Here is a 14,605-nt window from a genome sequence, read left to right on the forward strand (position 1 = left end):
AAATACCACAAATAATTCGAATTTAATTCGTTTTCATGTTGACAAGCAACAAAATTAAGTTTATAATGTTGCTTATCAACAAAAAGGAAGAAGAATAAAAAAATGACAACTTTACTTATAATTTTAGCTCACCCACATACTGACGACTTTAGCTGGTCTCTTGCTACAGTAGAAGAATTCAAAAAATCTTATCAAGAGTCTCATCCTTTAGATAAAATAATCATCCGTGATTTATTTTCAGAAAAGGTCCCAGCTCTTGATAATGAAACTTTTGCTGCTTGGAAACGTAATAAATATGCTCCTGATACACTGAGTGCTGATGATAAAAATTTACTACATCGACACGAAGAATATTTAGAAGAATTTCTATCAGCTGACAAATATGTTTTCGTCAACCCTATGTACAACGGCTTTGTCACTGCTGAATTGAAACAATATATTGATGTTATTGCTGTGCCTAGAAAACTTTTCCGTTATACTGAAAATGGTCCGATTGGCTTACTTGAAGGAAAAAAATCGCTTCATATTCAATCAGCCGGAGGATTTTATCATAATGAACAAGACCCAACACATATGGCTAACGATTTAGGTGCTGCTTATATTGACCAAACAATGAAAATGGTAGGAATTACTGACGAGAACCGTCAACAACTTTTCGTAGAAGGATATGCTCGCTACCCAGAACGTGCGGATGAATTAAAAGAAAAAGCATTTACCAGTGCAGAAAATTTTGGGAAAGCCTTCTAATTCCCTTTTATTGTATAATGTAAGCATGGATAAGATGACCTCAGCAGACCTAAACCAACAAATCTCAAAAGAATTGCATGAGTTACGACATGCAACTGACAATCGTTCTCAGGAAAGAAGCTGGATTTTAGCTCAATTAGATAATGATAAATTGGAAAAAGAAGTTTTGACTTTGTCAGTTGTTGCCCTTCACATTTTGTCAGCTTTGACCAAAGAAGATTTAACCGGTATTAAATTAGCCACAAAATTATCCGTCACTCGTGGCGGAGTGACTCGTGCTGTCCAAAATTTAATCAAATATCAGTTTTTAACTACTTATCAATCTGAAAGTGATAAAAAGAAAATTTTCTATCACCTGACAGTCAAAGGTCGAAAAGTAGCGACCATTCACGATAAAATGCATAAAATCATGGATATTAGACTTGGACAAATTTTCGATAAATATAATGAACAAGAAAAATCAATTATTTTGAGCTTTCTGTCTGATTTCAATCTGACAGAAGCAGGACTTTTTGATTCAGAATAAGTCAAAAAAAAACCTAGCAAATCAATTTGCTAGAGTTTTTTATTTTGCTTCATAATGAAAATCTGGGTTCAATTCTTTATCAAGTTCTGCAAAAGCAACTTCCATTCGACGGTTAACTTCGGCAATGCCTGCTTCATCCATCTTTTTAATATCTGAAATATCAATTGGATGTCCAATATTTATTGACACTTTTTGACGCTTGAAAACACCTTTCATCGTCAAAGGCCCTTGATAGACGGCAGGTACAATTCGGACTTTTGCCATTTTAGCAATGACCGCAACCCCACCTTTCATCTCTGCACTATGACGACTTCCTGATGGAAACATAATCATTGATTTATCTGATTCTTTAAGCATTTTAACCGCATGTTTTAAAGGCTTAGTTCCTGGATTTTCGCGGTCAACTGGAAAGGCACCACACATTTTAATCCACCAACCCCCAAAACCTTTAAACAATTCTTTTTTCGCCATGAAAATAAATTGTTTAGGACGAGTTGCAAAAGCAAACCAAACTGGCTCCCAAGCCATTCGGTGAGGGGCGACTAATATATAATTTTCATCTTTAGGAATTCGGTCAACATTGTAGTATTTACTTTTTCCATTCAAAATCAAAAGTAAAAAAGCGACAAGATTGCGTAAAAAGACATAAAAGATTCGATGTTGTTTTTCATATTCTTTCATTTTTGGGTAATTTACTCCTCATATCATAGTTGCTGATAACTTCCCTATTTTAACTTATTTTAGTAATTTTAGCAATTTTTGTCCGCTCCAAAATGATGACAAAAAAATGGTTCCAAAAGATTTTGAAACCATTTTTTATAATATCTTTTTATTTTTCTTCTGATTTTCTGCTTCGACGATTTCCATAAGCAAAATAAATCAAAATTCCAATAAGGAACCAAATTCCTGAATAAAGTTTTGCTTGCACATCCAATCCCCAAAATACAAATAATGAACCAATAAAACCAAGAGCTGGTAAAACTGGATAGAAAGGCATTTTGTAAGTTGCTTCTGGCAAATCTTTTCCTTGACGACGACGAAGTGAATAGATTCCAAGTGTAACAAACATGAAAGCAATCAAAGTTCCTGCTGAAATAAGTTGAGCAAGGAAAGCAAAGGGGAAGAATGCCCCGATGACAATAGCAACAATGGCTAAGGTCCACACACCATTTGCTGGAAGATTTCGAGCATTCATTTTACCCAAACCTTTAGATAAAAGTCCATCGCGTCCAAAAGCATAAAGCAAACGTGAACCTGCAAGAACCATTCCCAAAAGGGCGATAAACATTCCGGCAAGTGCAATAGCTGTTACAACTTCTGATAAAACAGAATAACCTGATTGTTGAAGAGCCCAACCAACTGGCGCTGCATTTCCTGCATAGGCTGAGTAAGGATGCATCCCTACAAGTACCAAGGTTACTGCTGCAAATAGAACAACAGCAATTAGAAGCGACCCAATAATTCCACGTGGCATTGTTTTTTTGGGGTTTTTAGCTTCCGCTGAATTGGCTGCAATTGAATCAAAACCGATATAGGCCAAGAAAATCATTGATACCCCAGACCAGATTCCCGAGAAGCCACCAAAACCTGTTTTGGGATTGTGTGGTGGAATAAATGGATGATAATTTGCTGGCTTAATGACCGTAATCCCAACAATGATGAAAGCAATGACAGCCGCTACTTTAAGCACAACAAGAATTTGACTGATTCGTCCAGCATCAGATGCCCCACGAAAGACAATAATTGCCGAGAGTAAAATGACTAAAAGTGAAATAATATCGACAACTCCACCGTCTGTACCAAATGGATTGGCCAATACTTTTGGGAGATGGAAACCGAGTGGCGCTAGCAATTGTTGCAGATTTGCTGAGAAGCCTGAACCAACAAAGGCAACGGCAATAAAATATTCCGCAAGCAAAGCCCAACCAGCAATCCAACCAAAACCTTCGCCAAATAAGACTGAAATCCAAGAATAGGCTGAACCCGCAAATGGCATCACTGTTGACATTTCAGCATAAGCCAAGGCAACAAAACCAGCGACCAATGCAGCAAGCAGGTAAGAAAAGACAACACCTGGGCCTGCAAATTGAGCAGCGACCTGACCTGGTAAAGTAAAAATAGAAGTCGAAATAATTGTTCCAACACCTAGTGCAAGAAAATCACGTGTGGTTAACACCTGATTATAGTGTTTATCTGCATCTCGATAAAGCTCAAAATCAGCTTTTCTCATAAATCCCATAATAAATCCTCATTTTTCTGAATTTGTAACTAAATAATTTCAATAAACTGTATTTTACCGAATTGTCTGATAATTGTCAAGAACTAACTTTATGCAGTATAAAAATATTTTTTCCAAAAAAAAATTACTGACAGACTTGTCAGTAAATTATTTCTTGGAAATTGAGTTCTGTCAGTACTTTTGGCGCCTTTAGATGATAAGTTTTCAAACCTGCTGCTTGTGCGCCCAAGATATTATCCGCATTGTCATCAATAAATAAAGTTTCATCAGCCTTTAAATTTGAGTGACGAAGAACCTCTTGAAAACTTTCAACTGTTGGCTTTCTTAAATGCAAGTCATGTGAATAATAAGTTTTTCTAAAATAAGTTGATAGAGGCTGACCCATTTCTTCGATACAACGTTGCTCAAAACACTTAGCGTGAATAGCATTCGTATTTGAAAAAAGATAGAGTGAAAAATCTGCTGACAGCTCTGTCAGTAAATCCATTCGTTCTTTTTGGAAATCTTTTAGAATTAAATTCCAATTTTCTTCAATTATTTCATCTGTCAGTTGGCTATTTGTTGCTTCTCTAAACTTGTCATAAAAAATTTCGGGAGAAATAAGACCTAATTCTAATTTCTCAAAAAAATCGACTTGCTTTTGCGGATTAAAATAAGCAGAAAAATCTTTTATTCCTAAGTTCTCAAAGGAATTGACCATTCGTTCAAAACCTAAGTCTAAAATTACACCACCTAAATCAAAAATAATATTTTTTACAGTCATTATTAACCTTCTTTCAAATAAGGAACACCGATAGAACGTGTAGCAGCATAAACTTCTTCCTCCTGATTGCGGTCATTAACCATGCGGAACAAAAAGTTAAAAATAGGAACAATAACAAAGAGCCAATGTCCATAAAATGGAAAAATAATGGCAATAATCATGATAACAACATTCATTAGAATAGTTGAAAATAGCCTGATTAACCAAACACGACGCCAGAATTTAAAAGATTTAGGCATTTTATGAAAATGATCTTTAGTAATTGAATAACTTAAAAGCTCCTGCTGAAGTAAAATCACAATCAAAACCAGACCAAAATTCAGGGCACTAAATGATGTTGGAGCAACCATAATCCATTTGGTCAACAGCGGAATTAGTGAAAGCAAACCAATAAAGATAAAATCTTGAACAATAATTTTTTCCGTAATTTCCTCTGTCAGAGCAAAAATCTTGTGACGATTGAACCAAAAATTAGCTGTAACAACAAAACTAACTAAGAAGATTCCAACTGAACTGATGAACTCCCAATAACCTTGATTACCAGAAGGGACAGGAATTTCAAGGAGCATAATAGTAATGATGACCGCAATAATTCCGTCAGCAAATGCTTCAATGTGATGACGGAGCTTTTGTTTTCTAAGCTTTTCATCTTCTAAAGCATGATGAGTCATTGATTCTTGCAATTCTTCACTCGTCATCTTGGCATATTGTGGATGCGTATTGAGAAACTCTTCTTTAAGTTCTTCACGCGCTTGAATCATCTCCGGATTGCTTTGCATTTCCTCAATTTTTCGTTTCTGACGTTCAGTCAGGTTTTGACTTTGTTGTTTTCTAGCCTGCTCTTTTGAATAACCGTTATCAAGTGAGCCAATAATATTATTTTGCCAAATTTCACCAACTTGGTCAGGTTTTTCTGAGGGCTGATAAGTTTTTATTTTACTGACAGAGCGAACAGGAACCCGTTTTTTTACGCTACTTTTTTGCAGTCTTTTAGGCATTTTTTCTAGCTTCTTTCGTATCTAAAATAATAGTGACAGGGCCATCATTTATCAACTCAACTTGCATATCAGCCCCAAAAACTCCTGCTTTAACCGGCACAATCTGAGCTAAGCTATCATTAAATTTTTCATACATTGCTTTAGCAAAATCAGGTTTTCCTGCTGCAGAAAAGCTCGGACGATTCCCTTTTTTAGTCTCCGCATACAAAGTAAACTGAGAAATTGACAAAATCTCTCCTTGAATATCTTGAACAGAGAGATTCATTTTATCAGCTTCATCTGAAAAAATACGCATTTGCGCGATTTTACGTACTGCATAATCCAAATCAAAATTACTGTCAGCATCTTCAACCCCAACCAACAACAAAAAACCTTGATTAATTTTTTCCTTAATGACTCCATCAATACTGACAGAAGCTGTCTTTACACGTTGAATTACTATTTTCATAATCTTTATATTTCACTCCTATGATAATCTCTTTACTGACAGTATAGCACAAAAAGTCCAATTTTAATCAGCTCTCTTTGGGCATTTATTCATTTTAATAACCTCAAAAGAAAGCTTGACATCACAGGACTCTTTAGGTATTATCATAAATAGGTACTAAGATAAGATAAAAAAACAATAAAGGAAAAAAATGGAAGAATTAGCGATTGTTGTCCCCGTTTATAACGAAGAAGAAACGCTTGAGCTCTTTATTAAAGAGGTAAATGACAAAACAGAAAAACTCGAGCTAAAAAAGGTTTTTTACTTTGTAAACGACGGTTCTAGTGACCAAACGCTTCCTCTTATAAAAAAATTAGCGAGTCAAGTTGATAATATTAACTACATTAGTTTCTCAAGAAATTTTGGTAAAGAAGCAGCTTTACTTGCTGGTTTAGAAGCTACTACAGAACCTCTTGTTACAGTAATGGATGTTGATTTACAAGATCCACCTGAACTACTTGTTTCTATGTATCAGAAACTTCAAGAAGGTTATGATAGTGTTGGTGCTCGCAGAATTTCACGTTCTGGTGAATCTCCACTGATTTCATTTTTCTCTCGACTTTTTTATAAGATTATTAATAAAGTATCGACTACACCTATTGTAGACGGAGCCAGAGATTTTCGGCTTATGACTCGTCAAGTTGTGGATAGTATTTTGACACTCAGAGAAAATAATCGTTTTTCAAAAGGGCTTTTTTCTTGGGTCGGTTATGATGTAACTTATTTAGAATACGAAAATCACGAACGAAGTGCTGGTCAAACTTCTTGGTCTTTTAGTCAACTTCTCCGTTATTCTATTGATGGGATTATAAATTTTTCGGAAATGCCGCTCAATATTGCGACATTTGTTGGCTTTTTTAGTTTTTTAGCCTCACTTTTACTCAGTATTTTTTATCTTCTTAAAACACTGATTTACGGTGACCCTGTTCAAGGTTTCCCAACTTTGATTGTTTTGATTTTACTTTTAGGCGGCTTACAACTTCTCTCTCTTGGAATTATTGGTAAATATATCGCTAAAATATTCCTGGAAACAAAAAAACGTCCCAATTATATTATTAAAGAAAGTAATCTAAAAGAGCTTGACTAAGTCAAGCTCTTTTTTTAAGCATTTGTCCGTTTTACAGAATAAACATCTGGGGTCATTTTGATTTTATCAACAATCAAAGTCAAATCTGATAGATTTTTAATGCCTAAAGCGATGTGAATATTCGCCATTTTTTTATCTTTAGTGGGTTGAGCATTAATTGAAATCAAATTTTTAGTAGAATTTGATAAAACTTGCATCACATCGTTGAGTAATCCAGGACGATTAAAGCCATAGACATCAATATTAGCGACATATTCTTTCACTAAGTTTTCTGAATCATCCCATTCAACTTCAACAAGTCTTTGTTCAAAGTCTTCCATACTTCGCACATTTTGACAATCAGCTCTATGAACTGAAACACCACGCCCTTTTGTAATATACCCCACAATTGGGTCCCCTGGAACAGGATTACAACATTTGGCGATACGAACAAGTAGGCTATCAATACCAGAAACACTGACTCCACCATCGTGACGAATCTTCATGATGTTTTTACTTGATTCGCGTTTAACTTCACCCTTCATCAGCTCTTCAGCTTCGGCTTTTTGTTTGGCTCTCTCAACTTCACGACGTTCATTTTCAGTTAAACGATTGGCAATTGTTGTTGCTGAAAGCTCACCAAATCCAATTGCTGCATACAAAGCTTCCGCATTACGGTAGCTAATCTTATTGAAGACTTCATCTAGATGTTTCTTATCTAAATACTGATTTGGTACAAATCCACCTTCTTCCAAAGCTTCTTGTAACATTTCACGGCCTTTATTGACCGACAATTCTTTATCTTGGTTCTTAAAGAATTGTTTGATTTTGTTTCTGGCTTTATTAGTTTTAACTAGATTAATCCAGTCACGGCTTGGTCCAAAAGAGCTTGAGCTGGTAATAATTTCAACCCGATCACCTGTTTTTAGTTGAACAGATAATGGTTTCATTCGTCCATTTACTTTCGCTCCAGTCGCATGGTCACCAACTTTTGTATGGATAGCATAAGCAAAGTCAATAGGACCTGAACCTCTTGGTAATTCTTGGACTTCACCATTTGGAGTGAAGACATAAATCTTATCTGATAAAATATCTTCTTGAACGGCTTTGACAAAATCTTCTGCTGAATCACCAGCTTCTTCACGCAATTCCACAAGTTCATGAATCCAATTCAAGGTTTCAGAAATTTCATGAACATCAACTTTTGCTTTAATTCCTTGTTTGTAAGCCCAGTGAGCGGCAACCCCAAACTCAGCGATTTGGTGCATTTCTCGTGTTCTAATTTGGAATTCCATTGGCCCTTTGGGACCATAAACGGTTGTATGGACAGATTGATAACCATTGGCTTTTGGATTGGCAATATAGTCTTTAAAACGACCTGGCATTGGTTTCCAAAGGTCATGAATATAACCTAAAGTTGTGTAAACGTCACTTGTTGTTTCTGTGATACAACGAATGGCAATAAGGTCATAAATCTCATCAAAACGTTTCTTCTTATCGTGCATTTTACGATAAATAGAATAAATATGTTTTGGACGACCGTAAATTTCTGCATCAACTCCAGCTTTTTCAACTCGTTCTTGTAATTTACCAATTACTTCAGCAACAAGCGCTTCACGAGCTGTTCTTTTTTCATTCATGAGACCACGAATGCGATAAAATTCTGCTTCTTCAAGATAACGGAATGATAAATCTTCTAATTCCCACTTGATACTGGCAATCCCCAAGCGATGAGCAAGAGGGGCATAAATTTCCATGGTTTCACGTGAAATCCGCTTTTGTTTATCTGGTCTGAGATGTTTAAGCGTGCGCATATTGTGCAAGCGGTCAGCCAATTTGACCAAAATAACACGAATGTCTTTGGACATAGCCATAAGCATCTTACGGTGGTTTTCAGCCAATTGTTCTTCGTGTGACTTATACTCAACTTTACCTAACTTAGTAACTCCATCAACAATTTCAGCAATTTCGTCGCCAAATAATTCTTGCAAATCACCTTGGGTAAAATTGGTATCTTCAACAACATCATGCAAAAAACCACAGGAAACGGTAACGGCATCCAGTTTTAATTTGGCTAAAATTCCTGCAACTTGGGTAGGGTGGACAAAGTAAGCTTCTCCTGATGCACGATATTGGTCTGCATGGGCAAGTGAAGCACAAGCAAGTGCTTTTTCTACGAGTAAAAGGTCTGTTTCATTCATGTAGTCAGAACAGATATTGACAACCTCTGCTCCGGTTAAATCTGGTTCTTTAGGCATAACTTTAGATACTAGACCATTTTAAAAATGACTCTAAAATGGTGACCAGTTTTCCTCCTTATTTAGATTAATATATCATCTCATCAAATTTTGTAAGTTAAGGTTTATTTCACTTAATTTAATCTATTCTATCACATTTGTAGGTTAAGCAAAAGGATGACTATTGCAAAACTAAAGATAAAACTCCGATTATTCGGAGTTTATTTATTTTTTTCATTATAATCGGTTGAGGGTTGAATCATTTGTAGCATTTGCTCAGTTGTGGTAGAACTCATCATTCTAAAGCGTGGTAGCGTTAATAGACCATCACTTTCTTTGGCTGCTATTGCAATAGCACCATTACGGCCCGGGTCAAGCAAACCAAACTTATAACCTAACTCGTTAGCTAAATTCAAGGTATTCTGGTTATAACCCCCTGCTGGATAACAGATGATATCAGTTTTTTGCTCGAGGTTTTTATCTAAATCTGCTTTTGATTGTTCAAGTTCTGTTCGTTGAGCTTCCAAAGTGAGCTTTCCTAAATCAGGATGGCTGACCGTATGACTGCCAAAATCAACAAGTCCACTTGCTTTCATTTCCTTGATTTGCTCCCAGGTCAAAATTCCGCCTTGACCTTTATTCACATAACCTGTAATAATAAAATTCGTGGCGTGCATATTGTATTTTTTCAATAAAGGGAAAATTTCAGTATACATTGTGACTGAACCATCATCAAAAGTAAGCCAAACCATTTTATCACTTGGTTTTTCTTTGGTCGTTAGAATTTTTTCGGCATCTGAGCCACTAACCGTTGTGTAGCCTTTTTCTTTCAGCGCTTTTAATTCATTTTCAAAGGTTACAATATTGATGTTATTACTATCTTGTGGGAGCTGATCGGCCCTTGAAGTGACATAATGAAACATCAAAATGGGCAGTTGATTTTCATTTGTTCCAGCCAGCCATTTTGTTTCTTTTGGTTGAGAAGCACTAGATGAGGCAGTGCTTTTAGCTTTTTCTTGACTTGAAGTTTGACTGCTTTTTGGGCTTGTATTTGTTTTAGGACTTAACAAATGAACCCCAGCAAAAGCAATTGCAATTATTCCAATTAAAAGAACGAAAACTGTGAGGATTGAAGCCCAGCGAATTCGTTTTTTGTTATGTTGTGCACGTTTTTTCATAATCGATTTCCTAAAAATTTTTCTTTATTTATAATAATTCAAAATAAGCTGAAATACTTGAGAGGGCATATAATGGAGCCGTTTCTGCTCTTAAAATTCGCGGCCCTAAGCCAATCATTTTTGCACCTAAATCGGAAAATTTTGTGATTTCGTCTGGACTAATTCCGCCTTCTGGTCCAAAAATGATAAGTACTTTTTGGTTGAGTGACATTTCTGTCAGTGCTTGTTTGAACATTGTTTTCTCACCCATTTTTGCTGATTCTTCATAAGCGATAAGAACTTGGTCAAAATCAGTAAACTTATCAAGTAAATCAGTAAATTGCTCAAAAAGTTGAAGTTCTGGAATCATTTGTCTGCGTGATTGTTCGGCTGCTCCTAGAGCAACTTTTTCCAATTTTTCTTGTTTTTTTGTCAGTTTTTTCTTGTCCCATTTACTGACAGAAGCTTTAAAAGGTGCTGACCAAATGGCTGTAGCTCCTAATTCTGTTGATTTTTCAACAATAAAATCGAGCTTGTCTCCTTTAGGAAATCCTACAGCTACTGTAATTTGAACAGGCAATTCTGAGGACTCTGTCAGTAATTTTATCAGCTTCACTGATTGGTCACTTGGCGAAATGACTTCTGACAGCCCAATTTCACCATCAGTAAAAACAAGACGGATTTGGTCACCACTTTTAGCCCGCATCACAGTGAAAATATGATGAGCTGCTGCTTGATTTTCAATGATAAATTCTTCGCCCAGTTCCGGTAATTTTTTAAATACAAAATATTGGTTGGCCATATTTTTTCCAATCATTTCTTAGAATAAAGTTTTGAATCTAATCTTTTCTTTATTGTGCTTCTCCATTGACTGAAAGATAAACGACTTTATTTAAGCCTTTTATCCACCAATGACGCCTTCACGATTTTCTGTTTTCTTGAAAATCAGGCAGTTCCATTCGCCTTGAATCATTCGTGTTTCAAGGAAAAATCCAGCTTTTTCTGCTGATGCAATGACTATGTCCGCTTTGTCAGCAATAATTCCTGACATAATGAGATAGCCTTCTTCTTTGACCAAGCGGAATGCGTCTTCTGTCATTAAAACAAGGATATCAGCCAAAATATTAGCCACAATGACATCCGCTTTTTTGTCAATTCCTTCAAGCAGATTGTTTGCTGAAACATGAATTTTTTCATGACCAGGATTGAGTTGAATATTTTCTAAAGCCACGCGCACAGCCACTTCATCAATATCATAAGCAAATATTTCTGATGCGCCAAGATATGAAGCTGCAACTGACAGCACGCCCGAACCTGTTCCAACGTCAAGTAACGTTTCTCCACCACGAAGAACTTGTTCTAAGGCATAGAGTGACATTTTGGTCGTTGGATGTGTCCCCGTCCCAAAAGCCATACCAGGGTCAAGTCGAATCAATTTTTCAGAGCCTGTCGCCACGTAATCCTCTGTCCAACTCGGCACAATGGTTAAATCATGCGTAATTCGTGCTGGTTCAAAATACTTTTTCCAAGCTTCTGCCCAATTTGTTTCTGACAGGTTATTCGTTGTTACTGACAGACCTGTCAGTGAAAAATAATCACTCAAATTTGCGATTTTATGTTCAATTTCGGCTTTGAGTTCCACAATTGGCATATTTTCTGGATAATAAGCAGTAATTTCAACAAAATCAGATTGTTCAATTTCAGGAAGAACTTCGCCAAATTGGTCTTCGTGATTAAGATAATCAGCACTGTCATTAATTTCAACGCCGGCTGACCCCGCCTCTATCAGCAAAGCTGAAATGGCCTCTTCGGCTTCCCGACTGATTTTTATTGTGATTGAATTCCAATTATTCATTTATTTCATCTTTCTTTCTATGATTTATCTCGGCCTACAAAAGAGTTCTTTCCCAGTAAGAAACCAATCGCTCGCCTAACATTTCGCTCGATAGCTTCTTCTGTTTTCAACCTTGCAATATAACGATTAATTTCAACTTGTTTAGAGGGAATTAATTGGTCAAATACTTTTTTTGCTTCCGGATTTTTGGCTAATGCTTCACTTAAAACTTGTGCTTGTTTGACAATTCGTGGCTCTGAATCATAGGAAATTGTAAAATCAAAGATTTCCCCGATTCTTTTAGGCGAATTTTTCAGCATCGTCGTATTGACATATAAGCGCCAATCCCCTTTGAAAAACATGAGATTTTGCTGATAAGTTTTTTCATTAATCTGACCACAAATAGGAATGGGCGATTTTTCTCGTCCTGAATCCTGAAATATTTTCTGCAAAATATCTGGTGGTACAGCCACAAAGGGATTGATACCGATAATTTCCAGTTCAGCTTGAAAACTATAACTTTTCATAGTGACCTTAAAGTCCTCTTTCCTGTCAGTAAAAATTTACTTTTCAAGTTTTTTTAGTTCTCTTTGCATTCGCGAAACAAATTTTTTTGCTGACTTAAAATCTTCATCATCAACATATTCAACAGCATCTTCAAGCAAATCAATCCAACTCAATATCTCTGAGTTAAAATTGTTCACATCGTACTTTTTAAATTCTGTCAGTAAAATTTTAAGCGTCTTTACTAACTGTAAGCTCCGATAACGCCGCTCTGAGCGGCGTTTTGCCAAAGTTCGTGCATAATCTTGTTCGGGATTTTCCCAAGGATGAAGTTTCTGAGTCATTTTTCTCCCAATACTGTTTAATTTTTCATGCAAACCATTTCTTGTGTTTGTGCAAGCCTGTATAACTGCAGTTCAACTACCAATTTTTAAGAAAAATTAGAGATGAACTAGCATAAGAATTAATCAGTAATTACAAAATACGAGTTGTCCATTCTTCACAGTTAATGACATCAGAAACTAGACCTTCATAAAATTCTGGTTCATGTGAAACCATCAAAACAGTTCCCGGATATTCAATAAGTGCACGCTTGAGTTCTTCTTTAGCGTCCACGTCCAAATGATTGGTTGGTTCATCCAAGATGAGAATGTTAGATTCGGTATTCATTAATTTAGCAAAACGTAATTTTGCTTGTTCTCCACCTGAAAGAACATAAACACGTGATTCAATTTGTTTAGCCGTCAAGCCCACCCGAGCAAGTGCCCCGCGGAGTTCTGCTTGATTCCAACTTGGATACTCATCCCATAAATCATCAAGTACCGTTTTTTGCGAAGGATTTTTGATTTCTTGCTCATAGTAAGCAATATCTTGGAAATTCCCTTTTTCAACTTCTCCATCAAGACTTGGAATCAAGCCCATTAAACTCTTAAGCAAAGTCGATTTCCCAATCCCGTTGGAACCAATAAAGGCAATTTTTTGTCCAGCTTCTACTTTTAAATTAATTTCTGACGACAAAGGTTCATTGTAACCAATGACTAAATCTTTCGCCTCAAAAACGAGACGACTTGGTTTTCTACTAAATTTAAAATCAAAATGAGGTTTTGGCTTTTCAGAAATAGTCTCAACAATTTCCATTTTCGCCAATTTTTTCTCACGCGCTTTTGCTTGACCAGATGTTGCCACATTCGCTTTTTTACGGGCAATGAAATCTTTAAGTTTAGCTTGCTCAGCGACCTGCGCATTATGCAAAGATTCAAGCTGTGCCTTTTTCTCTTCAAAGACACGTTCAAATTCCGCATACCCCATTGAATAGCGGGTAATCCCTAGACCATGCACATGATAAATGATATTGACCACTTCATCCATAAATGGCACATCATGCGAAATCAAAATAAAGGCATTTTCATAGTTTTTAAGGTAATTTTTCAACCATAAAATATGTTCTTCATCCAAATAGTTTGTTGGTTCATCCAAAAGCAAGATATCTGGTTTTTCAAGCAAAAGTTTACCAAGTAAAATTTTTGTTCTTTGCCCTCCAGAAAGCTCGGCTACATCTTTATCCAAAAGAGGAGTTAAACCAAGACCTCGTGCTGTTTCTTCAACTTTGGCATCAATGAGATAAAAGTCACTATTATCCAATTCTTCTTGAAGTTCTCCGACATTCTCAAGCGCAGCATTCATCTCATCTTCTGACATTTCTGCCATTTTCATGTAAGTATCATTAATTTTCGCTTCTATATCAAAAAGATATTGAAAAGCCTCAGCCAATGCTTCACGCGTCGTTTTACCTTTTCCAAGCGCAGCGTGTTGATCCATATAGCCAACCCGGTGTTTTTTAGACCAGATTACTTTTCCCTCATCAGGAACCAGAGTTCCTGTGATAATATTCATGAAAGTTGATTTACCCTCACCATTTGCCCCAACAAAGCCGATGTGCTCACCTTTTAGCAAACGGAAACTTACATCTTCAAAAATTGCGCGGTCACCAAAACCGTGGGATAGATTTTTTACATTTAAAATACTCATTTTTTATTTCTTAAATCTT

Annotated in this window: 15 protein-coding genes; 3 read left to right on the top strand and 12 right to left on the bottom strand. The window is 36.2% G+C overall.

The window, feature by feature from the left end:
- Window positions 1-102: 102 nt before the first annotated feature.
- On the top strand, window positions 103-747 hold the full coding sequence (locus MHB61_RS08555; protein ID WP_003132286.1) for an NAD(P)H-dependent oxidoreductase: 645 nt from the start codon (window positions 103-105) through the stop codon (window positions 745-747).
- Window positions 748-781: 34 nt separating this feature from the next.
- Window positions 782-1,273 (top strand): MarR family transcriptional regulator, encoded by a 492-nt coding sequence (locus MHB61_RS08560; RefSeq protein ID WP_014570339.1) that lies wholly within the window; start codon window positions 782-784, stop codon window positions 1,271-1,273.
- A gap of 39 nt (window positions 1,274-1,312) precedes the next feature.
- Here the strand turns inward: MHB61_RS08560 and MHB61_RS08565 are convergent, their stop codons facing one another.
- From MHB61_RS08565 to dtd, 5 genes are all read right to left on the bottom strand, one after another.
- A complete protein-coding gene (locus MHB61_RS08565) occupies window positions 1,313-1,954 on the bottom strand; it encodes a lysophospholipid acyltransferase family protein (protein WP_003132283.1) in 642 nt (213 codons plus the stop codon).
- 148 nt (window positions 1,955-2,102) lie between these two features.
- Complete coding sequence (locus MHB61_RS08570) at window positions 2,103-3,512, bottom strand: APC family permease (protein WP_003132282.1); 1,410 nt, start codon at window positions 3,510-3,512, stop codon at window positions 2,103-2,105.
- A 139-nt stretch (window positions 3,513-3,651) separates the two neighbouring features.
- Window positions 3,652-4,275: an HAD family hydrolase gene (locus MHB61_RS08575; RefSeq protein WP_003132281.1), complete on the bottom strand. Its 624-nt coding sequence runs from the start codon at window positions 4,273-4,275 to the stop codon at window positions 3,652-3,654.
- 2 nt (window positions 4,276-4,277) lie between these two features.
- Entirely contained in the window at window positions 4,278-5,273 is a 996-nt protein-coding gene (locus MHB61_RS08580; RefSeq protein WP_003132280.1) for a TMEM175 family protein, read from the bottom strand.
- Window positions 5,266-5,721, bottom strand: a complete 456-nt coding sequence (gene dtd, locus MHB61_RS08585; protein ID WP_003132279.1) for a D-aminoacyl-tRNA deacylase — start codon at window positions 5,719-5,721, stop codon at window positions 5,266-5,268. Before dtd ends, MHB61_RS08580 begins: the two co-directional genes overlap by 8 nt.
- Window positions 5,722-5,911: 190 nt before the next feature.
- Here dtd and MHB61_RS08590 point away from each other — a divergent pair, with 190 nt between their 5' ends.
- Window positions 5,912-6,847: a glycosyltransferase family 2 protein gene (locus MHB61_RS08590; RefSeq protein WP_003132278.1), complete on the top strand. Its 936-nt coding sequence runs from the start codon at window positions 5,912-5,914 to the stop codon at window positions 6,845-6,847.
- A gap of 14 nt (window positions 6,848-6,861) precedes the next feature.
- Here the strand turns inward: MHB61_RS08590 and MHB61_RS08595 are convergent, their stop codons facing one another.
- The 7 genes from MHB61_RS08595 to MHB61_RS08625 form a co-directional block, all read right to left on the bottom strand.
- On the bottom strand, window positions 6,862-9,084 hold the full coding sequence (locus tag MHB61_RS08595; protein WP_003132277.1) for a RelA/SpoT family protein: 2,223 nt from the start codon (window positions 9,082-9,084) through the stop codon (window positions 6,862-6,864).
- Between the two features lie 200 nt (window positions 9,085-9,284).
- Entirely contained in the window at window positions 9,285-10,241 is a 957-nt protein-coding gene (locus tag MHB61_RS08600) for a polysaccharide deacetylase family protein (protein WP_003132275.1), read from the bottom strand.
- 28 nt (window positions 10,242-10,269) lie between these two features.
- Complete coding sequence (locus MHB61_RS08605) at window positions 10,270-11,022, bottom strand: 16S rRNA (uracil(1498)-N(3))-methyltransferase (protein ID WP_014570338.1); 753 nt, start codon at window positions 11,020-11,022, stop codon at window positions 10,270-10,272.
- A gap of 99 nt (window positions 11,023-11,121) precedes the next feature.
- Window positions 11,122-12,075, bottom strand: coding sequence for a 50S ribosomal protein L11 methyltransferase (prmA, locus tag MHB61_RS08610; RefSeq protein WP_003132270.1), 954 nt, complete (start codon window positions 12,073-12,075; stop codon window positions 11,122-11,124).
- A gap of 17 nt (window positions 12,076-12,092) precedes the next feature.
- Window positions 12,093-12,581, bottom strand: a complete 489-nt coding sequence (locus MHB61_RS08615) for a YdeI/OmpD-associated family protein (protein ID WP_137016271.1) — start codon at window positions 12,579-12,581, stop codon at window positions 12,093-12,095.
- 36 nt (window positions 12,582-12,617) lie between these two features.
- A complete protein-coding gene (locus tag MHB61_RS08620; protein ID WP_010905114.1) occupies window positions 12,618-12,902 on the bottom strand; it encodes a hypothetical protein in 285 nt (94 codons plus the stop codon).
- A gap of 130 nt (window positions 12,903-13,032) precedes the next feature.
- The gene (locus tag MHB61_RS08625; protein WP_003132266.1) at window positions 13,033-14,586 is read right to left on the bottom strand and encodes an ABC-F family ATP-binding cassette domain-containing protein; all 1,554 of its coding nucleotides are present in this window, start codon (window positions 14,584-14,586) and stop codon (window positions 13,033-13,035) included.
- Window positions 14,587-14,605 lie beyond the last annotated feature (19 nt).

It is taken from the genome of Lactococcus sp. FSL K6-0773 (genome assembly GCF_038006485.1).
Classification (GTDB): domain Bacteria; phylum Bacillota; class Bacilli; order Lactobacillales; family Streptococcaceae; genus Lactococcus; species Lactococcus lactis.

Bases quoted from the DNA above. Each gene is read 5' to 3' on its own strand.
- MHB61_RS08555 (WP_003132286.1), top strand. From the start codon at position 103: ATGACAACTTTACTTATAATTTTAGCTCACCCACATACTGACGACTTT.
- MHB61_RS08560 (WP_014570339.1), top strand. From the start codon at position 782: ATGACCTCAGCAGACCTAAACCAACAAATCTCAAAAGAATTGCATGAG.
- MHB61_RS08565 (WP_003132283.1), bottom strand. From the start codon at position 1,954: ATGAAAGAATATGAAAAACAACATCGAATCTTTTATGTCTTTTTACGC.
- MHB61_RS08570 (WP_003132282.1), bottom strand. From the start codon at position 3,512: ATGGGATTTATGAGAAAAGCTGATTTTGAGCTTTATCGAGATGCAGAT.
- MHB61_RS08575 (WP_003132281.1), bottom strand. From the start codon at position 4,275: ATGACTGTAAAAAATATTATTTTTGATTTAGGTGGTGTAATTTTAGAC.
- MHB61_RS08580 (WP_003132280.1), bottom strand. From the start codon at position 5,273: ATGCCTAAAAGACTGCAAAAAAGTAGCGTAAAAAAACGGGTTCCTGTT.
- dtd (WP_003132279.1), bottom strand. From the start codon at position 5,721: ATGAAAATAGTAATTCAACGTGTAAAGACAGCTTCTGTCAGTATTGAT.
- MHB61_RS08590 (WP_003132278.1), top strand. From the start codon at position 5,912: ATGGAAGAATTAGCGATTGTTGTCCCCGTTTATAACGAAGAAGAAACG.
- MHB61_RS08595 (WP_003132277.1), bottom strand. From the start codon at position 9,084: ATGCCTAAAGAACCAGATTTAACCGGAGCAGAGGTTGTCAATATCTGT.
- MHB61_RS08600 (WP_003132275.1), bottom strand. From the start codon at position 10,241: ATGAAAAAACGTGCACAACATAACAAAAAACGAATTCGCTGGGCTTCA.
- MHB61_RS08605 (WP_014570338.1), bottom strand. From the start codon at position 11,022: ATGGCCAACCAATATTTTGTATTTAAAAAATTACCGGAACTGGGCGAA.
- prmA (WP_003132270.1), bottom strand. From the start codon at position 12,075: ATGAATAATTGGAATTCAATCACAATAAAAATCAGTCGGGAAGCCGAA.
- MHB61_RS08615 (WP_137016271.1), bottom strand. From the start codon at position 12,581: ATGAAAAGTTATAGTTTTCAAGCTGAACTGGAAATTATCGGTATCAAT.
- MHB61_RS08620 (WP_010905114.1), bottom strand. From the start codon at position 12,902: ATGACTCAGAAACTTCATCCTTGGGAAAATCCCGAACAAGATTATGCA.
- MHB61_RS08625 (WP_003132266.1), bottom strand. From the start codon at position 14,586: ATGAGTATTTTAAATGTAAAAAATCTATCCCACGGTTTTGGTGACCGC.